The 20,691-nt window shown below is 23.9% G+C and carries 32 protein-coding genes; 3 read left to right on the top strand and 29 right to left on the bottom strand.

Going from position 1 to position 20,691, the window contains the following annotated elements:
• Positions 1 to 76 precede the first annotated feature (76 nt).
• The 3 genes from ACTG47_RS20040 to ACTG47_RS20030 are packed head-to-tail and all read right to left on the bottom strand — an operon-like array spanning position 77 to position 785.
• A complete protein-coding gene (locus tag ACTG47_RS20040; RefSeq protein ID WP_167641018.1) occupies positions 77 to 313 on the bottom strand; it encodes a hypothetical protein in 237 nt (78 codons plus the stop codon).
• Positions 314 to 350: 37 nt separating this feature from the next.
• The gene (locus ACTG47_RS20035; RefSeq protein WP_021383150.1) at positions 351 to 575 is read right to left on the bottom strand and encodes a hypothetical protein; all 225 of its coding nucleotides are present in this window, start codon (positions 573 to 575) and stop codon (positions 351 to 353) included.
• 36 nt (positions 576 to 611) lie between these two features.
• Entirely contained in the window at positions 612 to 785 is a 174-nt protein-coding gene (locus tag ACTG47_RS20030; RefSeq protein WP_167641019.1) for a hypothetical protein, read from the bottom strand.
• Positions 786 to 965: 180 nt separating this feature from the next.
• On the opposite strand from ACTG47_RS20030, the gene ACTG47_RS20025 reads away from it, so the two are divergent.
• The gene (locus tag ACTG47_RS20025) at positions 966 to 1,319 is read left to right on the top strand and encodes a helix-turn-helix domain-containing protein (RefSeq protein WP_044212557.1); all 354 of its coding nucleotides are present in this window, start codon (positions 966 to 968) and stop codon (positions 1,317 to 1,319) included.
• Positions 1,320 to 1,806: 487 nt separating this feature from the next.
• Here ACTG47_RS20025 and ACTG47_RS20020 read toward each other — a convergent pair whose 3' ends face one another.
• From ACTG47_RS20020 to ACTG47_RS19895, 26 genes are all read right to left on the bottom strand, one after another.
• Entirely contained in the window at positions 1,807 to 2,520 is a 714-nt protein-coding gene (locus ACTG47_RS20020) for a LytR/AlgR family response regulator transcription factor (RefSeq protein ID WP_479927172.1), read from the bottom strand.
• Between the two features lie 689 nt (positions 2,521 to 3,209).
• Positions 3,210 to 4,388, bottom strand: a complete 1,179-nt coding sequence (locus ACTG47_RS20015; protein WP_479918879.1) for a hypothetical protein — start codon at positions 4,386 to 4,388, stop codon at positions 3,210 to 3,212.
• Positions 4,389 to 4,462: 74 nt separating this feature from the next.
• Entirely contained in the window at positions 4,463 to 4,726 is a 264-nt protein-coding gene (locus ACTG47_RS20010; protein ID WP_219673403.1) for a helix-turn-helix domain containing protein, read from the bottom strand.
• Positions 4,727 to 4,755: 29 nt separating this feature from the next.
• A complete protein-coding gene (locus tag ACTG47_RS20005) occupies positions 4,756 to 5,142 on the bottom strand; it encodes an aspartyl protease family protein (RefSeq protein WP_479927171.1) in 387 nt (128 codons plus the stop codon).
• Position 5,143: 1 nt separating this feature from the next.
• Positions 5,144 to 5,389, bottom strand: a complete 246-nt coding sequence (locus ACTG47_RS20000; protein WP_021383056.1) for a hypothetical protein — start codon at positions 5,387 to 5,389, stop codon at positions 5,144 to 5,146.
• A 68-nt stretch (positions 5,390 to 5,457) separates the two neighbouring features.
• Complete coding sequence (locus ACTG47_RS19995; protein WP_021383050.1) at positions 5,458 to 5,724, bottom strand: hypothetical protein; 267 nt, start codon at positions 5,722 to 5,724, stop codon at positions 5,458 to 5,460.
• 410 nt (positions 5,725 to 6,134) lie between these two features.
• Positions 6,135 to 7,676, bottom strand: coding sequence for a hypothetical protein (locus ACTG47_RS19990; protein ID WP_021383047.1), 1,542 nt, complete (start codon positions 7,674 to 7,676; stop codon positions 6,135 to 6,137).
• Between the two features lie 4 nt (positions 7,677 to 7,680).
• A complete protein-coding gene (locus ACTG47_RS19985) occupies positions 7,681 to 8,607 on the bottom strand; it encodes a hypothetical protein (RefSeq protein ID WP_167641045.1) in 927 nt (308 codons plus the stop codon).
• A gap of 129 nt (positions 8,608 to 8,736) precedes the next feature.
• Positions 8,737 to 9,357 carry an integrase gene (locus tag ACTG47_RS19980; RefSeq protein WP_223153060.1) on the bottom strand — a complete coding sequence of 207 codons (621 nt, stop codon included), beginning with the start codon at positions 9,355 to 9,357 and terminating at the stop codon, positions 8,737 to 8,739.
• A gap of 350 nt (positions 9,358 to 9,707) precedes the next feature.
• Positions 9,708 to 10,328: a hypothetical protein gene (locus ACTG47_RS19975; protein ID WP_479927170.1), complete on the bottom strand. Its 621-nt coding sequence runs from the start codon at positions 10,326 to 10,328 to the stop codon at positions 9,708 to 9,710.
• Positions 10,328 to 10,837, bottom strand: a complete 510-nt coding sequence (locus ACTG47_RS19970; protein WP_479927169.1) for a hypothetical protein — start codon at positions 10,835 to 10,837, stop codon at positions 10,328 to 10,330. Before ACTG47_RS19970 ends, ACTG47_RS19975 begins: the two co-directional genes overlap by 1 nt.
• 91 nt (positions 10,838 to 10,928) lie before the next feature.
• Positions 10,929 to 11,306, bottom strand: coding sequence for a hypothetical protein (locus ACTG47_RS19965; protein WP_479918874.1), 378 nt, complete (start codon positions 11,304 to 11,306; stop codon positions 10,929 to 10,931).
• Positions 11,278 to 12,063, bottom strand: a complete 786-nt coding sequence (locus ACTG47_RS19960; RefSeq protein WP_479927168.1) for a HipA domain-containing protein — start codon at positions 12,061 to 12,063, stop codon at positions 11,278 to 11,280. The genes ACTG47_RS19965 and ACTG47_RS19960 overlap by 29 nt, the downstream gene beginning before the upstream one ends.
• 34 nt (positions 12,064 to 12,097) lie before the next feature.
• Positions 12,098 to 12,814 (bottom strand): Fic family protein, encoded by a 717-nt coding sequence (locus ACTG47_RS19955; protein WP_479927167.1) that lies wholly within the window; start codon positions 12,812 to 12,814, stop codon positions 12,098 to 12,100.
• 227 nt (positions 12,815 to 13,041) lie between these two features.
• Positions 13,042 to 13,272, bottom strand: coding sequence for a hypothetical protein (locus ACTG47_RS19950; protein WP_227825345.1), 231 nt, complete (start codon positions 13,270 to 13,272; stop codon positions 13,042 to 13,044).
• A gap of 77 nt (positions 13,273 to 13,349) precedes the next feature.
• Complete coding sequence (locus ACTG47_RS19945) at positions 13,350 to 13,610, bottom strand: hypothetical protein (protein WP_219673422.1); 261 nt, start codon at positions 13,608 to 13,610, stop codon at positions 13,350 to 13,352.
• Between the two features lie 215 nt (positions 13,611 to 13,825).
• Positions 13,826 to 14,029 carry a helix-turn-helix transcriptional regulator gene (locus ACTG47_RS19940; RefSeq protein ID WP_021425105.1) on the bottom strand — a complete coding sequence of 68 codons (204 nt, stop codon included), beginning with the start codon at positions 14,027 to 14,029 and terminating at the stop codon, positions 13,826 to 13,828.
• A gap of 96 nt (positions 14,030 to 14,125) precedes the next feature.
• Entirely contained in the window at positions 14,126 to 14,449 is a 324-nt protein-coding gene (locus tag ACTG47_RS19935; protein ID WP_479927166.1) for a hypothetical protein, read from the bottom strand.
• Between the two features lie 452 nt (positions 14,450 to 14,901).
• The gene (locus ACTG47_RS19930; RefSeq protein ID WP_021373110.1) at positions 14,902 to 15,096 is read right to left on the bottom strand and encodes a helix-turn-helix transcriptional regulator; all 195 of its coding nucleotides are present in this window, start codon (positions 15,094 to 15,096) and stop codon (positions 14,902 to 14,904) included.
• Positions 15,097 to 15,341: 245 nt separating this feature from the next.
• Positions 15,342 to 15,548, bottom strand: coding sequence for a helix-turn-helix domain-containing protein (locus ACTG47_RS19925; RefSeq protein ID WP_479927165.1), 207 nt, complete (start codon positions 15,546 to 15,548; stop codon positions 15,342 to 15,344).
• Between the two features lie 326 nt (positions 15,549 to 15,874).
• Positions 15,875 to 16,189 carry a hypothetical protein gene (locus ACTG47_RS19920; protein ID WP_479927164.1) on the bottom strand — a complete coding sequence of 105 codons (315 nt, stop codon included), beginning with the start codon at positions 16,187 to 16,189 and terminating at the stop codon, positions 15,875 to 15,877.
• A gap of 86 nt (positions 16,190 to 16,275) precedes the next feature.
• Positions 16,276 to 16,467, bottom strand: a complete 192-nt coding sequence (locus ACTG47_RS19915; protein ID WP_219673426.1) for a helix-turn-helix domain-containing protein — start codon at positions 16,465 to 16,467, stop codon at positions 16,276 to 16,278.
• Between the two features lie 260 nt (positions 16,468 to 16,727).
• Entirely contained in the window at positions 16,728 to 16,883 is a 156-nt protein-coding gene (locus ACTG47_RS19910; RefSeq protein WP_219673427.1) for a hypothetical protein, read from the bottom strand.
• Positions 16,884 to 17,081: 198 nt separating this feature from the next.
• Positions 17,082 to 17,291: a helix-turn-helix transcriptional regulator gene (locus ACTG47_RS19905; RefSeq protein ID WP_227831842.1), complete on the bottom strand. Its 210-nt coding sequence runs from the start codon at positions 17,289 to 17,291 to the stop codon at positions 17,082 to 17,084.
• A 475-nt stretch (positions 17,292 to 17,766) separates the two neighbouring features.
• The gene (locus ACTG47_RS19900; protein WP_479927163.1) at positions 17,767 to 17,967 is read right to left on the bottom strand and encodes an AbrB/MazE/SpoVT family DNA-binding domain-containing protein; all 201 of its coding nucleotides are present in this window, start codon (positions 17,965 to 17,967) and stop codon (positions 17,767 to 17,769) included.
• Between the two features lie 193 nt (positions 17,968 to 18,160).
• Positions 18,161 to 18,304 carry a hypothetical protein gene (locus tag ACTG47_RS19895; RefSeq protein WP_227831932.1) on the bottom strand — a complete coding sequence of 48 codons (144 nt, stop codon included), beginning with the start codon at positions 18,302 to 18,304 and terminating at the stop codon, positions 18,161 to 18,163.
• 1,118 nt (positions 18,305 to 19,422) lie between these two features.
• Between ACTG47_RS19895 and ACTG47_RS19890 the strand changes: the two genes are divergently transcribed.
• Both ACTG47_RS19890 and ACTG47_RS19885 read left to right on the top strand, forming a co-directional pair.
• Positions 19,423 to 20,337, top strand: coding sequence for a ParM/StbA family protein (locus ACTG47_RS19890; protein WP_021383103.1), 915 nt, complete (start codon positions 19,423 to 19,425; stop codon positions 20,335 to 20,337).
• Between the two features lie 13 nt (positions 20,338 to 20,350).
• Positions 20,351 to 20,620 carry a hypothetical protein gene (locus ACTG47_RS19885; RefSeq protein ID WP_021383071.1) on the top strand — a complete coding sequence of 90 codons (270 nt, stop codon included), beginning with the start codon at positions 20,351 to 20,353 and terminating at the stop codon, positions 20,618 to 20,620.
• The last annotated feature ends 71 nt before the right edge of the window (positions 20,621 to 20,691 follow it).

Here is a 20,691-nt window from a genome sequence, read left to right as displayed (position 1 = left end):
ATATATCTCCACCACATTCACATTTTTTTATTCTTATCATTTTCTTCTTCATATTTATACTCCTCAAAAGAAATTGTTAGCTAAATGTTGTATCTAATAATCTTGATACTTTTTTTATTTTCCAATCTACAGGCAATATTCCATTATCAACTAATTCTGATAGTAAGCAATTATATTCATCAATTTTTACCATATGTCCAATTGGACAGTTTTTGCAGTGCTTAGACTTGATACAAACATATTTTATAGTATTTAAAGCAACTATAGTATTTTTTATATCATCTTGTGTTAATTCTATTTCTTTATTATCCATTTTTCATCATTCCTTTAAATTTACTAAATTTTAATATTTACAAGGCTTCTACTGCTTCTTGAAATTTTAAATCTAATACATATTTTAATAACTCTTTATCATATTTATAATTTAAATACTCATCTATAGAGGCTGTATAAGCATTTTCTTTTTTATATTTTTTTATATACCATTTTTGAAATTTAATATAATCTTGCTCTGTGAGATATTCACTTGATAAGTTCAAAAGACTCCCTTTTTTATTTAATATTTCTCTAATCATATGATTCTCCTATTTTTGATATATTCATTTCATTTACTAATGAATATTTTTATTCTGGCACTTAACCTTATTATACTTATGACATTCTATATTTTTTCTATTTGATATAATTTCCAAAGATAATTTATAAACCAAACTTTGATTTATATTTTTCAATTTTTTAAATAAAGACAACATTTTTATTAATTCTTTATATTTTTCATCAACCATAACTCGCCTCTTTCTTGACTTTGTATATTTTTATATTTACTTTGTTATAATTACATTGTATATCTTATGCTGTACAATGTCAATATATTTTATACTTTGTTTACCTAATACACTGAATATATTGACTTTGTCAATACCGAATTGTATAATTTAATTAATGGAGGTGATATATTGAACACAATGATATATAATCTAAAAAAATTAAGAAAAGAATTAGGATTATCACAAAAAGAATTTGGTGATAAATTAAAATTAACATCTGCGTCAATATCAAAACTTGAAAATGGAGAGAGAAATATCACTGAAAGACATATTTACCAAATATGTGAGGTTTTTAATGTAAATGAAGATTGGTTACGAAATGGAAATGGAAAAATATTTAAAAATATAGATGATATTGAATTAGCAGCAATGATGGGTAAGACATTTTCAAGTAATGATGAATTCTTGAAAAAAGTCTTTTTAACATTTGCAGAACTTACAGATGATGAAAGAGAAGTTGTACAAAAAATAATAAATAAACTAAGTAAATAGCCCTAGAAGGGCTATTTTATTTTAGATATAAAACTTTTAATTATGAGTAAAGAAGATAAATCCATTTTTTTGAGCATCTTAAGTATTTCTTCTGTAACTTGCTTTTTCATTAAATCCCCCCATATAATAAATAAAATAATTATAAAGTTAATACTTTTTACCCAATCATCTCCTCACTCTATTCCCATTTCAGGAACATTTGTTCTTAAAGAAACTAAAATCCCTCAGCATTTAGTAAAATTGAAGTTATCTGCATCTGAAATGAATATTTCATATATGTATTTTTTTAATAAATACCTACTCTATTAAAGTAGATTGCTTGATTAAATAATAAGATTTTTTTTAGAAAAGTTCAATACTAAAATCGCAAATGATAACAAAAAATACAAAAATATTAATTTTTTTCCTATTTTCCTACATAATAATATTATAACTCTTTCTCTATAAATCATCAAGAACATACATTCGATTCTTTTAAACAAATTATTTACCAAATTCTATCTCTCAATATATTTGATAAATAAAATTTTAATTCTTTTGCTTTTCTAGGAGCTACCTTAATTTTTATATTATTTTCTGTTAAATATACAAAATTATAGTTCAAATTATTAACTTGTAACAAATTTACAAGATAGCTTTTGTGACATCTAAAAAAAATCCCTTCTTTTAGCTTTTCTTCAAATATATCAAGTTTTTCATTTATTATATATTCATCTGTTTTTGTTATAACCTTTAATTTTCTTTTAACAATCTCTGCAAATAAAATATCTCTTTCTTCTATTATTATGATTTTTTTCTTTTTTTTTATATAAATAACAGCCTCTCTTTTTCTCCAATCAATAGCAAAATCAATCATTATTTTTTCAAAATTTTTGTAGTATATTGGTTTTATTAGGTATCTAAATGCATTTATTTCATATTCTTTAACAACATCTTCATTAGATTCAGTAGTAAATATAATCTTAACATTTTTATTTCTTTTTCTAATTTCTTTTGATATTTCAAATTCATTTTTATCTTCTAAGTTTAGATCCATTAAAACTAAATCTACTTTTTTAGAATCTTTTTCTAAAAGTTCTTCTACATTTTTAAATAATAAAATTTCATATTGTTTTATTTTTATTTTCTTTAAAAAAATCTTAATAAAGTCATGAATGATATCTCTTTGCATATCATCATTTTCACAAATAATTATTACCATAATAATCACTCCTCAAAATATATATTTAATAAATATTATATATTTTTGATATCTGAGTTTTGGTAATTATTGTAATTTGTTGTATTATAAATACTTTTTTTATCATTTTATGTCTGTAGAGCTAATTTTTATATTAATATAATTTTGTTAATTCTTTACTTATAAATTGTCATTCAAATATAACTTTTAAGTTATTGTTATATCCTTAAAAAATAAATTGATAAATGAGCAAGAAAATTTAGAAGAGTAAAGTTGTTATTATATTTTTATAATTAGTTAAATAGATGTTAAATAGATACTGTTCATTGATTAAAACAGAAATTAATAATAACAATTAAAACAGAAATTTAAATCAATAATTAGAAAATAATAATAAGCTACTAATTATAGTAATTGCAATTAGTACAATAAAATATAAATTTTAATAATAATATGTTGTTGATGTATTGTTGTTTTTTTAGAATAAGTTTCTTAAGAAATTGAATAATTATATATTCTTATTGGAAAATTAAGTTATTAATATGTATAAAAAACTTTCTATTGTGTATATAATTTAATTAAAATAAGCATAAAAAAATAGAGCTAATATAGATTTTACACTCTTTATAGCTCTATTTAAGTATTTTATTATTTGAATACAAACACTAATAGGAGTAGTCAAAATCAATTTTTTTGAACTACTCCATATATTAAATTGCTATTGCTAAACTTCCATTCTTATTTATGCTTTGAACAATCAATGTTCTTATAAATGCTCCTGGATTACGTATCTCATTATAGTTTGTATCTTCTTCGTCAACTGTATATTTATTAAACATATAATCTAATGCTGCTAGTACTCTATTAACTCCATATTGTACTGCTAATCCAACTAAGTCATTTATAATAATATCTTTTTCTATTTCTAATTTATTTCTTAAATCTTCTTCAAATAAATTATATCTATCTAAATTTAACTGAGATAATACTTTACTATAATTAGAACTCAAGGAGCATCCTGTATCATCAAAGAATTTTAATATTTTTATTCTTACAGATTCTGTATATTTCTCTGAGATGCTTTCTTTCGTCTCATAACGCTTTGTATCTATTGTATCATTACTTATATCAAATAAAGTTTTAGTGCTTCTTAGAAAGGTATCTATACGCTTGTTTGATTTCTTTATGTACTCTGGAAGTATAGAGATAAGATTATCTTTTTTAAATCGTATTCTCTTACCTAATTTACTTCCTTTAGCATCAGCCCAAACTAACTTTTTAATTTCAAGTTTTAACTCATTTACATTTTCAAAACTTAATAGGTGATTTAAAGTATCTAATGACATAGTTAAGTAACCTTTTCCACCATCTTCTTTTTTAAGATGATTTTTGTACTCTTCATCTATGACTATATCAAATTTACCTCTTTTTATTTCTGTAGAATAAACTAATCCAACTTGTAATAATACATTATGATTATGTCTTGCTGTAACAACAGAGATATTGCATATATCAGCTATGTTTTGAAATGATATTGATTTTCTAACATAGTTTTTATTAGATACTATAAAATGATATGCTAGATATTGCTTTATAGCACTCTTACTTAAAGTAATATGTTTATTTACATTAGTTACAATCTCTATTGTACCAATTTCTGTTTCTTTTTCTGTAACATAAGAAAACTCTGATATAGTGTTTAATTTAGGACAATTTGAGCAGAAGTCATTTAATTTATTACTATCAAAAGAAGGATTATTTTTTATTGCACAAGAATTACAAGCAGAATAGTCTATTTTTTCTACTTTTCTTATAGAAGTTTTAAAAACATCTAAGATATCTTTTAATTTTGATTTTGATATTCTAGCAACTGGTTTTAATTCTTGCATAACATAATCCTCCTTTCTTAATTTATAATATAAGTATACTAATTTTGTTTCTTGTTGTAAATAGAGAAACAAAATTAGTATTTAAAATCTTTTATACTTTGTATTATACCTGTGCTTGTCTTATATTTTTTAGCAATTGTCCTAATAGTACTATTTTCTAATTCTTCTCTAATTTGTTTTTGCATTTCATCATTAAATCTTTTATTTCTTCTTCCTTGTTTAACTACATAATAATTTTCATTTTCTAAAGTTTCATATGCAATTCCTGATTTATCTAGTTTCTCTTTTTCTGAACTATCTACAATAAAGACTACTTTATCTTTATATTTAATACTCATATTGTGATAACTCCTTATATAAATATGTTTTATTTTTGTATTAATAAATTATCTACCAAATCAATAATTAAATTAACATTTATTAAAAAGTCTAATCCTAATAAACCATTTACTTTTTCTTCTGGGTCAATCTCTCCAAAATCTAATTTTATATTTTCAAGAGTTATATCACCACAAGCAACCTTATTAACTAATTTCCTTACTGAATATTGAACAGTCCCACCATAACCACAAGCCTTTACAATTGTATCATCATCATTAAATCCAATATCTGATTCCTCTAAATAAGAAGATGATATTATAGTATGAGATGCTCCAGTATCAATGATCATATCTTTTACAAGGATACTTTTATTTTCAATTAAGATTTCTATATCTGTATATAATAGTCCATTTTTATATTTGAAATTTTTCATACTACAAACCTCTTCTTATACCAATATGTTTTATGATATCTATTACAAATTCTTTATTCTTGGTGTTATATACAATTTCTTTATCTTTACATCTGTTGAATTCTTTTAAAGCCTCTTTATTGTTAGGAATAACTTTTATAAGAGCTACTTCATCTACATACTCCTTTTCATTTTGTATATGCGATTCCAAAATTTCTAATTTTACAAATGAATTAGGATATAAGTTTCTAACCTCTGACCATTTCATAGAAATCAACTCCTTTATAGTATAAGAATATTATAATATTAATGAGGTAAAATGTAAATGCTACCTCGCTAGTACTTATTTTGTTTTATGTCTTGTATGGTTCTTGTACTACAATTCCATTTCTCAGCACATTTTCTTAGACTCATACCATTATTTAAGTCTTTTTTTATTTTACTTACATCTTCATTATTAAATCTCTTACTTCTTCTACCTTGTGTAACGACATAATACTGCTTGTCCTTTAGGTCAATATATTTTATATTAGAGCTATCTAATTCATTTATATTCTTTTTTTCTACAAGTACGAATTCTTTATCTTTATATTTAATACTCATAATTTTCTCCTTTGAAAAATCAATAATTTCAGAAGTACGGAGCTAGTATAGCCATTTTTTGGATAAAACTTTTTTACTTAGACTTATATTACCCAAAAGTTAGGTTTATGTCTATGTTTCAGAAGTACGGAGCTGGTATAGCCATTCTTATCAAATATAGTAATTGCAATGGCTTTTCAGAAGTACGGAGCTGGTATAGCCATTTTGTTGAACAGCACTATTTTCAAAGAATACAAAGATAATTTTTTGTGGTAAATGGAGATAATTAGAAACAAAAAAAATTTTTCGACATGATTTTTAAGCAAAAAAAGGCTATTTTTTGATAAGTACGGAGCTGAGATAGCCTTTTTGCTTTTTTGAAAAATTAATAATTTCAGAAGTACGGAGCTGAGATAGCCTTTTTGCTTTTTTTATTTATCAACTATATAATCTGGTAAGGATAAAATCGTATTATTTATAAGTAATTTTCTTTTTTCGACATCCTCATAGAAGAAAACATCAAAATGCGATAATCCTCTTTTATAATCTTTTATTATAAACTGGTTTTCCTTTATTTCATTAAAACCAGCTTCAAGATAATCCATATTTTGTTTAAGAGTTTTTTTATTACTTAAGTGGACATCAAACTTTATGTCTTCTATATTATATCTAAAACTTTTATTTCTAATATTCTCACCAGATGAGATTAAAGTATATCTTTTTCCTTCTAAAAAATAAGCTAAATTAATAGATTGTACAAGTGTTAATTTTTTTAACTCATTTTTATACATTATATCTGTATTCACCTTTTCAACTTCTTTGATTAAAGACTTTGTAACTTCTATAAATTCTCTGTCATTTTCATCTTTTGAAATCATTACCCTTGAAAATAAGTTGAAACTCATTTCAGATTTTAGTTCTCCAGTATCTTTGATTTGATTTACATAAAAAGTATAATAAGGTAACTTTAACAATCTATTTCTTATATTAGTGTAATTGTTCTTACCATCAGAAAGACCTAAATATTTAATTAAGTCACCAAGATAAAATGCAAAAGAATGCATATGGCTATAAGTATATACAAATCTTATTATTTCTAAGTCTTGTTTGTCTAGATATATTTTAGGTAATGCCTTTTTTTCTGTTTCTTGATTTATAAGTTCAAGTTTTAAATTCTCAACGACATCATCTAAAGATTGATGAAATGAAAATTCATAAGAAAAGTTGGTTTGTATTCCTAAGAAACTTTTAGCTTGATAATCTTCTGATAAATAAGAATCTTTATTTCTCTTAACATTTATATGTGTATGTTTTTTACCTTTTGTTATAGGTAAAAATATACCAGGTGCTAAATGTGGAGGAGTTTTGATTTCTATTTTATTAACATCAAAATCATATTCATTCTTTAATATTTCTGTTATACAAATAAGAATATCATGAGTAAATGCAGAAGTTATTTTACTTTCACTTAACTCTTGTAAATATGGATAATCACAGATATTATATGTGTTGTTAGAAGTCCATTTCTCTAAAAAGTCTTTTCTTGTATCTAATAACTCTTCTGGTGTTTTTACCCCAGCACTTATAATTCTGCCAGTTTTTATATACTCATTTTTAACAGTGTCTAATTCATTTTTTAAATATTTTTTACTTTTTTTCCCTAATGAATCAAGAGCCATTTTAGCCCATCTTTGTTTTAATTTCCATGAAGACATATTCTCATAGCTTCTTAGTTTTTTAACCTCAGTACTTGAATATATAGATTTGAATTTATCATAAATTATTTTATATAGGAATTCTTCAAATTTTAAACTTATTTCTTCAGCGGACATACCTTTCAATCTAAAAATTTCAAAATATTTTCTTGTTATCATTTTAAATCTATCATTATCATATATAATATGATAAATTAAATTTATTTTATTTAGATCTTTCTGTTCATTACTTATGTTTTCTTTAATATCTTTGCTCATAAGGTTACTCCTTAATATATTTTTGCTTATAAATAGATAAAACTTCTTGTATCTTAAAATTTAATTTGTTATCTTCTTTGAACTCTTTCAAACTTTTGTTAGTCCAACAACCAGATTGAGTATATTTTTTTTCATTTACTTGCATTTGATGCATAATACCAGAAATTTTTAAGTTAGTGAAATTCAATTGTACTTTATTGTCTAAATAATCATTTATAATAAGCAATCTTTTACGAATTGTTGAATATCCTATCTCTTTTAATCCATTTCCATATCGGGCATCTGGCTTAGTTTTAATCAGATATTCCGAATTAGAATTAAATAGATAAAATTCAGCCGCATTACTATCTTGCTCTAGATATTGTTTGTATTCTTTCTGCTCTAATGTTTCTTTTGTAAAATCAGATAAGAGTTTGTCCAATTTAAACTCTGTATCCTTTAATTTTATTAACCTTTTTTCTAAATCTATGTCTTTTATTTTTATACCCCTTATGTCTTCAGCATCTTTACCAATGAGTCCACAAAAAGCTGCGTAAATTATAAACTTATCTTGTGCATTAGTTAACTTATTACATACTTGAAGGACTTCATCTTTTGTTAGGTATTTTGATAAATCAAATTCAGCAACTAAATCTTTTGGCTTAGAAAAGTGAATATCATAGTTTAAAGTTTTAAATATCTTGTTAATCTTGAAAATTATAGCCATTATAGCATTGTATGTTTTATCCTGACTCATATCTCTTACAATTTTTTCTTTATCATTACCTACTATCTCAACAATATAGTCATTTTCCTTTTCAATAAGCTTTCCTTCTTTAGCAAACCAAAATATTAAAACTTTATAAACTTTGAGTATGCCAATCCTTGTTTTTTCATCTTCATTTTGTAATAGCTCTGATAATATATTTTCATTTTTTAAATTATAATTCATATGCTTAAACATCCTTTTTTTTAGTTATATATATTATAACACTTACCTTCTCCGTTTTAAATGGAAAATAAAAAATAACCTCAAAATAATAAGGTTATTTGCATTAAAACTACAATTTTATTGTCATTTTTATTTATCATACTTTTTTATGTATTCTAATAATGCCATACTCATTAAATCAGACTTATTAAACTCTCTATATTTTTCACAAAACTCATCAAATAAATTCCAAGCGTCTTTATTTAATCTAACAGTAGTCCTTATAGCGTCTTTAGATGGTAAATCAATTTTAATTCCATCTTGTATAACTTCTATAACATTTGTATCATCTTTTTTATCAAACCAATTCAAAACATCTTGTATCTTGTCATAGTCTTTTGCTAAAGAAATAATATTATTTTTAAATTGATTGTCAATTACTATGTTGTGACTGTTGTCATCTTCTATTGTCATATTAAATATAGTATCATTGTTACTCTGTGATTTATTATTTACTACATTTGTCATACCATTGTCACCAATAAATATATACTCATCATTTATACGCTTATAACCTCTTTTAGTGAGATATTTTCTTATACTACTTTCAGACACGCCAAGCTCTATTGCAACTTTAGTCAAACTCTTATTATCATTTAACTTATTATTAATATATTCAACTATATATGTTATATCATTATTTTTCAAATCGTTCCAAGTCATTCTAATCACCTCTAAATCAAGTATACTATATGAGATTACGATTGTCATACTATGTTCATCTTTTAATTCTATCTTTTATCTACATATATTTCTGGATTCTATCATTTTTTTACAATATTATATCTATCAAACAATAGATAATTAAACTTAGAATACATAAAATTATCCACCCAATAAAACTCTCCTTTTTATTATCAAACATATTTAAAAACTTTAATGAGTCTTTAAATATCAAAATAGATAATTTAATAATTATACAAATCCCTAATGAAATAAATAATATTTTAAGCATTTTTTTCTCCTTATTAATATAGGTTATATTTAAAATTATAACTAAAAAATATCCTAAAATATATCATATATTTTAGGACATTTTTTTAGTATTATATATTTTTAAATTAATTATTTCTTAAATAAAGACCTTCAATAGAACAAATTTTTTCTATTGTATTTATAAAATCTGTACTATTCTCTATGTATATCATTACAGCCAAACTATTTATATCAAAAGATATTTCTAAATCTAATAAAAATATATTTATAAATATCTTTTCTCTAAATGCTAATTTCAATAATGAATTAATAGCAAAGTAATCATTTTTAATATCTTTAAATTGAAATAGGTTATTCTTAATAATTTTTAAATTTTCAATATCTTCTTCTGCTATTATATCTTCAATATTTTCACACTCTTTTTTATAATCAATATAATTTGTACTTATAATAATATCGTTACTATAGTTAAGTAATAATAGCGTTGTTTTTAAAAATTTATATTCTTCAAAAAGATAGTTAGATTTGTCAGAATATAAATCAAAAAAGATTTCTAAAACATTATGTGGAGAATCTACATTCATTCTTTTAGGGAATCTATCTATAAATTTAATATTTTTTTCCAATAAATCTGGTGACATAAGTTCAGTATCTATCCATAATGAATGTTCCTCTATGTTCTCAGCATAGTCACTACTTATAATTAAATTTTTAAAATGCTTATGTATTTTTTTTTCTAAATCCACTACTTACCAACAACCCTTCCTTCAGAATCTAATGAACCAATTCTATTGCCTTTTTTATCTTTTAATTTCCACTTGCTACCTTTATGACCATCCCTATCTGGGTCTATTTTCCAACCTGTTTTTGAATTTTCTCTAACTCCATTTTTTAACTTTTTATCAAATTTTCCAATACCAACTGTACCATCTGCATCCTTTAACTTCTGTGGTATCTTTTTCCATGCATTGTCAATTTCGTTTGCAGTGCTTTTTGATACACGATATATATCATATATTGTAAGCCCTGTAGCAGCAGTTATACCTAAAGCAGCAAAAACTGATGGAGCTATTGCTATAGCAGGAATAGCAAAAATTATTCTTTCTTGAGGATTGTTAGATTGTTCCTCTTGAATTTCTTGTTGACTTGTATAATTATCTTCGTCTAGTGCATATGTAGTTCTCATCAAAGGTATACCTAGCATTATAGCTGTTAGAGCAATAGCAATTGATTTTTTTAAGTTTTTTAATTTCATAAAATATCCTCCTTATATATTTAGCTTTAAATATATAACGAATGGAAATTGTGTTTTTGGACACTTATTCATAATAATTTAAAAATATGGATTAACTAATTTGATGATATTCTCTCCAATTAAAATTATCCCCTTCTTTTTTAAGCCACCAATAGTCTTCATGTGAACAACCATGACATTTTTTACATATCTCCCAAGGGTCATAGAAATCTAATCCAAGACCTTCCAATATACTATTCAATCCATGTCTCTCTTCTGGCATAACTCTATCCCCTATAAAATCTCTTATATTTTTATCATTAGGCTGATAATCTAGTCTCAAATCTGTGTAATCGTATAACAGTGGTGGCAAATAATTTATATTATCTACTATATCATACAATTTAAAACTAAATTTATCTTTATCTTCATCATAAATAAAATCACCTATAGGAATATCTTTAAACATTAGCGTATATTTGTCTAACATAATGTAATCTCTCCTTAACTAAATCAAATATCATTTCTATTCTAGTTTTTGAAATAACATCTTTATATTTTAATAATATTTTTTCTATATCTGAATCATTAAAATCTAAATTTATTTGTGGAAGTTCTTTTATCAATTTTATTTGTGAATAATGTTTATTCATAAATGGTTTAGCTTTATCATACTTTTTTTTATTAAAAGGTTTAGTTTTTAATGTTTTTAATGTCTCGATATCTAACATAGAATATAAACTCAATCCATTATCAAATATTGGTGCAAATCTAATTTCATTCGTTTTAATATTTTTTATATATCCAAAATTATTATAATGTCTGTCAATATTGTTGACAATGAAATCAAATATTAACATTTGATTTAAAAACTCTTTAAAGTTTGGGAAATCATCTATAATTGTATCATAATCCACTTTTCTATTATAATGTTTTCTCATAGTTATAAATTGTTCTTCATTGTCATTTAAAAAATTTAAACTTCTACACACAAATATATCTTGTTCTTCAAAATCTGAATTTCCCTTTGTATGAACTTTTACTAAATCATATTGTATATTATTTACATTTAATAAACTTCCTATGTCACTACATATACATTCAGTAACAGGTTCTAGTGGACTAAATTCTCCAAAAAATAAAGTTCCTGTCTTATAATAATAATTTGAATCTTTCCATTTATAATAAACACCCTTAGAGCTTCCAATACCTGTAAAAGTATTTAAATCTTCCGTTCTGTAAAGCATAGTTTTCACTTCCATTCATTTGTTTAATTATGGGTTAAAAGTTCCATAAATCTTTATTTTTTTCTTTGTAATCATCTAAAGTTTCAAAATATTGTTCTAAAGGTTTATAATGTCCATTAGAACAACTTTTTAAAGCTTGTGTATAATCATCTATAGTATCACTCGATATTATAATCAATTTCAAATTACTCTCAAGTATTTGTTTAAGTAATATAAATCTTCCTATTCTTCCATTACCATCTTGAAAAGGATGAATGATTTTAAATCTATAATGAAATTCTGCTAAGTTTTTTAATGTAATATCTTTTAAATTATTATACCACTCAATAAGTTCTAACATCTTTGGTTCTACTTCAAATGGTTGGGCTAATACACTATTAGTCCCTATTATTCTATTTGATATTCTTTTGTATATACCAGATAGCCCTATATTATGAATACTTGAATTATACATAAGTTGACCATGTAAATCCTTTATGTACTTTTCAGTTAGGTATTCATCCAATGTATCTATTACAGTTTCAAATACATAGCTTGAATTTACTGTTGTTATAACATCATCTAAAGTATGGTCACCTTTTACAATGTTGTGTTCAATTAAATCTTGTAAACTTTCACTTGTAAATGTACTTCCTTCTATCTTATTTGAATGAAATAAAAAGTTATGTCTTAAGTCTTTATATAAAGAGTTTGGTATGTTTTTAGTATATTTTAATTTTTCTATAAACTTATTTTCAATCAATATATTCATCTTCATTTTTAACTTTATTTTATATTAATAATATTAACAAAAAGTATTATATTTTACACTATCTTTTGAACTTTATTTGTTAGTAATGATATTTAATTGAGAAAAGAATAATATTATTCTTTTCTCAATCATTCAATCACATAATGAATTAATTTTTTAGGAGTTCTATACTTACGAGATATAGAGTTCCTTTTTACATTCATTAGATATTATATCTAGTAATGTTCTCATCTTATCTCATTATTTACCATATTCTTTAAAATATCTAAATTATCATATACATATATAATACCATTTAAAAATTGAGTTTGTTGTTTTATATATCTTCTTATATCTCTGCTCTTTGGATATTTAACCAATAAGTCTTTAAATTTCTCAATAATTTCATTTCTTGCATTAATGTCTTTTTCTATGTATTCTAATTGATTTAATATTGATAACTTATCACAACGATTCATTTACGCACCTCCAGTTGACAAATAATATTTCATAATAGAAAAGACACCTTAATTTTAAGATGTCTTTTTATGTACTACTATTTAATTGCCTTAAGTTTAGCTATTTCATTCCAATTTTTAGATGTGGCTATTTCTACAAAGTTTATGTCACTTTTTAGAGAGTCTATTTTTTCACTAGCTTCTGTTATACCTTCCATGTTTCTAGCAACTTGGTTATAAGTTAAGTCTAGTTTATTCTTAATTTCTTCTTGTCCTTCTTTTAGGTCAATAAGTTGATTGTCAATACTGTCAAATCTACTTTGCATTTCCTGTAATAACTCTAATATTTTTTCATCCATGCCGTTCACACTCCTATTTTATTATTATAACATAATATTAAGTACTATATTCAAGTACTTAATAAAACAATCCGTGAATTATTTTACTAAATACTTGATGTGTTTTTGATAACACAGTACCTCACAACCGCTATGTCGTATTAAGTTTTTAAGGCACCATCGCATCCGAATTTTTAAATAGTATTTTTCGGATTTTTATTTTTTATTTTACTCGATTAGTCTAAGTCGAGTAATTCAAACATTTCTTCTTTACTGAATTTAAGCAATTTAGCTATTTTTTCAAGTTCTTCAATTTTAAATGATGTTTTACCCTTTTCCTTATCATTATAAGTTGAAGTCGACATATTAATGTATGTGCTCAACATTTGTTGCGTGTATCCTCTGCTTTCTCTTAATTCTTTTAATCTATCTAAGTTCATTTTGTTCCCTCCAAGAATATCATTATTCTATAATAATACCATACTAAAGAGTTATATAAAAGACACCTTAAAGTCAAGATGTCTTTTTATGTACTGCTATTTAATTGCTTTTAATTTTTCTATATCAGACCAATTCTTAGATGTTATAATCTGTGTTGCATTTAAATCTTGTTTAATCTCTTTTATATCATCTTTTAATGCAACTACATGTTTTTCTGTATATTCTAGTTCAGTCTTAATATGTTTTACATCTGTTTTAATCTCAATAATATCTTTTTGCATTTCATGTTGTCCAGTTTTTAAGTCTTTAATATCATGCTCCATACTGTCTAGTCTAGTATTGATTCCTTTGATTTCACCTTGTATCCCTTTGATGCTACCTTGCATTTCTTGTAATAACTCTAATATCTTTTCATCCATCACGACCACACTCCTTTTATTATTATATCATAATTTAAGTGTCTTATTCTAACACTTACTAAAATAATCTAAAATAAATAGTTTAAATAATTTTAGTAAATATTAGATAGTTTATGAACAATGTAAGTGTTAAGCAGTACAAACTATAATTTTAATGCTTAATCTTTAGTGTTTTTGATAATGTAGTATTCCACAACTACTATGTCATATTAAATTGTATTGAGTGCCATTATAGAAGCAACTAAGTTGATACCTCAATTTTTATAGGCTTTAACTGGAAACCTTTATTAATATTATTTATAGCTAGGGCTTTAAGAAGGTTCTTTGCCTGTTACTTCATTTGAGAGGTGGCTTGGTGTTTTCTTGTTCTCCCTTGTTATGATTTAATTATATTATATTTAGAACAATATTACAAGTAAAAATGTTCTAAAAAATGTAAAAAATATTGGAATCTACTCTAAGTCAAGTAATTCCAATGGCTCTACATTTAAAAATTTTAAGATATTTTCAACTTCTGAAATGGAAAATTCCCTTTTTCCTGCTTCTTTATAACTGTATGCTCTTTGAGATATATTTATATAAGTAGCAAACTGTTGCTGACTGTATCCTCTTTCTATTCTTAATTCTTTTAATTTATCAAGTTTCATTTTATCACTCCTTTTTACTACATATATTATATAATATTTTAAGAATAGTATTTTGTCAAATTTGACAATATTGTAAGAATAAACAAATTACTATAAATTAGAATTATATATTTTAGCTTATTTTTCATATTCGATTCTAAAAACTAAATGTTATAATAAACAAGGCGAGTGTATTGGAATGTGCTTAGAATGGATTTAAATGGCTTGTACAATATATTGTTGTAATAAAATAGACTAGCTATAAACTAGTCCATTTTTCTATGTGGTTCTAATAATTCATTTGCATTTATATCTAAATAATATAGTATTTGTTCTAGTTCCTCTACTGAAAAATCTCTATGACCATTTTCCTTATAAGCATATGCTCTTATGCCCATACCCATTTTAGTACTTAATGTTTGTTGAGTATAACCTTTTTGTTCTCTTAACTCTTTTAACTTATTAAGTTTCATTATATCACCTCTTGTACTTTTAATATTGGGTGTGTTACAATATACCTATAATATACTACTTATAAGTATATTGTATCTTGTTATTAGTTATTAATCATGTTCATTAATATGTATAACAAGCCTATAAATGAGATTAAAGCAAAAACTATTTGTTCAGCCGATTTAATCATCTGAACTACGAGCTTTTCAAGTTGTGCGACCAACTCGATTAGCTCTTTTATTTTGTCTTTGGTTATCATTTAAGACACCCCCAATATTAAATTGTATAAGGTAGTGTTAAGTACTACCTTAATTATATTATACTATTGCAAGTAAAAAAATACCTATTACTCAAAACCTTTAAGTTCAAGAAGTTCCTTCCAATTATTTATAATTATACTTTCTAAGATAGATAACTTATTATTGAATTTATTTGTAGTACTTTCCATTTTTAATATAGCAGTTTCAACTGATTTCATGCTAATATTATCATCTGAATTACTAGTACTTTGAACAAGTTTCAATAAGTCAATTTGATTTACTATTTTATCTTGATTACTTTTTAATTCAATAATATTGGTACTTATTTTATTTTGTGAAGTTTTAATTTCTTTAATATCAGTTTTTAATTCTTCTAATAAATTGATTATACCAGTATCCATAGTTAACCCTCTTTTCTGTATATTTTAGTTATGTTTTAATATTATAACATGGAGTCCTGTGGATAACTTATATAAAAAAAGAACTACTATATATCAAGTAGTTCATTTGGGTTTATATCTAAGTAGTTACATATTTTCTCAAGTTCGCTTACTGTAAATTGATTTTCTCCTTTTTCTTTTCTATGGTAATTTCTTAAAGATATGTCTAGCATTCTAGCGATATCCTCTTGAGAATATTTTTTTTCTTTTCTTATATCAATTAATTTTTCTAATTTCATGTTATCACCTCATTAGTATTATAACAAAAAGGAGTTACTTAATGTATAAGTAACTCAATAAAGATATTAAAGATAAACAATATACATTGCTTTAAGTGCAAAATATAAGAAGAATAATAAACCGAGTATCTTTAATATTTGTAATGTAGTTTCAATGTGTTGATTCATATAATCACCTCATTTACTTTTGATATTAGGTGTGTTACAATATATCCATAAAAATATTACTATGGATATATTGTAAGATTACTTTACTAAGTTTATTTTAGTATGTAGTTTAGTATAGTAATCCAGCCAAACAAAGAAACTAAGGCAATAAATATTGTTTCAAGTGATTTAATCACTTGTACTATGAGCTTTTCAAGTTGGTGACACAACTCGATAAGCTCTTTTATTTTGTCTTTGGTTACTTTCATTAGGCACACCTCCCTAATATTAAATTGTATAGATAAGATTAATTCTTATCTTAATTACATTATACATAATAATGACAAATTTGTCAAGAACTATATGTCAATAAAGTCGTGACTAAAATCTTGGTAAAATATTTCTGAAATATATTTACACATTAAAATAGACTAGATATGTTACAACCTAGTCTATTGAGTGTTATACTATACATTTTTTCTATCTAACAAACTTAATATTTCTTCATCACTTAAATTCAATACATCAAATATCTTTTCTAAATCTCCAATATAAAAAGGATTCTTACCACTTTCCTTACTTGAGTAAGTTCGATATGACATATTAATATAAGTAGACAACTGTTGTTGTGTTAGTCCTCTTTCAAGTCTATATTGTTTTAATAAATCTAGTTTCATTAATCAGTACCCACCTCCTAAAATAAACGTTTAATGTTTATTATTAATGCAATAATAACTATTAAACAACCAATACCATATAATATACATGTCTTTGTATCTCTTTTCATAGCTTGTTTAAATGTGTTATAATATATAGTAGACGTATCACCCATACAAGAGGGTGCGACCTCTTGTATAGGCTTATTGTTTTACTTATTAATAAAACAATAGATAGTTATTAAAGAGCTTAATACACTCGCTATGTTAAAGATGATAATGAGAACATTCTTTAACAATAAAACTTTGTTGATACGTCTACTATGCTTACCCACATTATTGTACCTCCTTTCTGTTAAATTTTGGTACAAGTTTATTATACCATTAACTACCATAATATTGCAAGTTGAATTATAGAAAATATTATAGGAGAGTTGTTCTAACTGTTAAAACAACTAAAAAAGGTAGTAGATTATACAATCCACTACCTTAGTAATTAAAATTCATTGTCTGCAAACTCATCATATTTTTTTATTGTTATAGCTTGATTATGTTCATCATATTCAACTACAACAGTCTTGTCCTCTTGAGTTAATCCCATATCACGAACCCATGTAATAGGCAAACTTATCCTTGTATACATTGAGCCTGAACCACTTTTTGAAAACGACATGTTTAATTTTCTTTTATTATCCATTTTAAAAACTCCTTTATTATTTATTTATTTTAATGAATATATATATAATTAATATTAAAAATATAATTTTTATTAATAACTTTGTAATATTTAGAAAAAGTTTCAATATTTTATTTTTCATTGTATAATTAGTCACAAAAATGATATAATTTAGTTACTAGAAGGTAGGTCTGAACTACCTTCTAGTAAAGAATTAAAATAGTTTGTTTAATAATGTTATTAATGCAACTATTTTAACAAGAAGTTTAATAGTTGAGGTAACCATTTTATTAAGCTTCTCGATTAAGTTGTTAAGTTCGTCAAGTATCTTGGCGAACTTTTCAAGTTTTTGTGACATCTCATCACCTCCTATAATTACATTATATATGTCGTGATGATTAAAGTCAATATAAAAATGGAAAATAAAGTTATTTTTTTGTTTTTTCTTATCATATTTGTAACTTCAATCCTTAGAATATCATAAAAATTCTACTCATTAAAAAATATTGTTTATCATGGTTATTTATAAGGCTTACCTATCCATAATTAAAAAATTTATAAAGTGAATGAAAAAAATAATTATAAAAAATAAAATATTCGATTATACAATGTAACAGTATTAGAATATGGCATAATTATATTGTTAACTGACGTATTGCTGACAAAATTATAAAAAATATTGTTGAAATTATTGAAAATACTAGATTTTATAAAAATAGGCATAGAATAGTTTGTTTTATGCTATATATAATAGTGTTGCTTAAAAGTTTAGTGAAAAGTAATACTTTATTTAAAAAAATAATATTTATATGATTTTAGTTAATAAAGTAAAGTAAAAATAGCATAGGGGTATTTTTAGGAAAGGCTTTGTGTTGTCAGTGAAAATTTTCGGCTAGTTCTTTCATTTCCACATTTAAATATTTATATAAATTACAGACGACTTTACAGAATAAATGACTCCATAGATTTCATGCAAAATTAAAACACATAAAATCTTTTTATTGAAACTTCTTATTCTAAAATTAAGTTTTAATATAGAAAATATAAAATAAAAATGTATGTATTGATTATTATAAAAACTACTAGAATAAATAAAAATAATATTATAAGTAATAACTTTAGATATACAGGATAATTTACTCTACTATATCAAAGTATTGTCTGTAAGAAAATGAATTTCAAAAGAGTATTAAAAGTTTACTATTACATTGTAAATAATCATGAAAAATAGACTTAAATACTATGAAAAAAATAAACTATATTTAAACTAAAAACAAGTTAAATATAAACTAATAAAAGTTTATGTAAATGTAATGGTGTATATTTAAACTAAAAATGAATTAAAATAAGTTCTAATTTAAACTTAAAAACAAAAAATGTCAATTTATAGTTGAATTTTTGTTTATAATTAATTCAAATATTAATTAATTATATGATATAATATAATTAGCAAATATTTACTTAGGAGGAATTAAAATGGAAGAAAATTACCAAGTTATAGGGTTAGATATAGGAAGAGGTTATGTAAAAGGATTTAGTAAGTATAATGGTATGGTTAAAGAATGTTTATTTAAATCTGTATTTGGTGATGGCAGAAATATAGATTTTGAAAAATATACAGACCCTATATATATAGATTTTGAAAGTGTTAGTTACTTTGTAGGATCTCTAGCAGAAAAAGAAAGTATAACTCCTATTAGAAATTCTGATGATTCAAAAACCTCTTTTACAATGAGAATATTAGTTGCAGCCGCTCTTAATGAAATAGCTGTAGCCGATGAAGTAAAAATAATGATGGGTGTTCCATATAAATCATTTAGAAAAACTACATTAAAAGAAGTAATAGATACATATAAAGGTAAAACATTTAAAGTAAAAGATAAAATAAAAGGTGGACACAAAGAAATAAAAATATCTGATATATCAATTTTTAGAGAAGGAGATGCTGCACTATTTCATACATTAGAAGGAAAAGTAAATGAAGATAAAGCTGTTGGTATGGTTTCTATAGGTTTTAGAAGTACTGAAATGTCTTTCTTTGAAAAAGGTTTTGTATTTAACGATAAACTATCTGATACATTAGAAGCTGGAAATCAAGATGCATTAACAATGGTTCAGAAGCAACTAAAGGATAGAGGCATAATAAGAGAACTTAATGAAATAGACAGTTCTAATGATTATGATGAACTTAAAAAGGTTGCTTATATAATGGCTTCTGAAAGCACTGCTCAAAGAATTGCCTCTAAATGGAAGAACATTGATGAAATGGATGTATATGTATCTGGTGGTACTGCATTGCATATGAAATTTGATAATAGATTTAAAGTATCTGAAGATGCTCAAATGGCAACTTCTAAAGGCTTATTTGAAGTAGGTATCGAACAATTCTAGGAGTGATATAAATATGAAGAAATCATCTAGCTTTTATTTGGAAGAAGATATATTTGATGAAATAGAAAGATATCAGAATGATAGAAAAATAAGTAGTAGAAACACAGCTTTAGAAAGAATTATATTAGAATGGAAAAATTTATTAGAAGAAAATAAATTATTAAAACAATGTTTAGGCAATAGTACATTTAAAGATAATAAAGAAATTTCAATTACAGAAGAGAAAATTATAAAAAAAGAAAATCCAATTATTAAAAATATATTTAATAATATGCCAGATTAATGACAAATATCTGCTCTTTAATTTAAGGAGTAGATATTTAACAAGATACTTGAGAACGGAGAGTTTATATG

The organism is Clostridioides sp. LIBA-6622 (assembly GCF_056716095.1).
The sequence above is the reverse complement of the archived record's forward strand: the minus strand, read 5'-3'. Positions and strand labels throughout refer to the sequence as shown.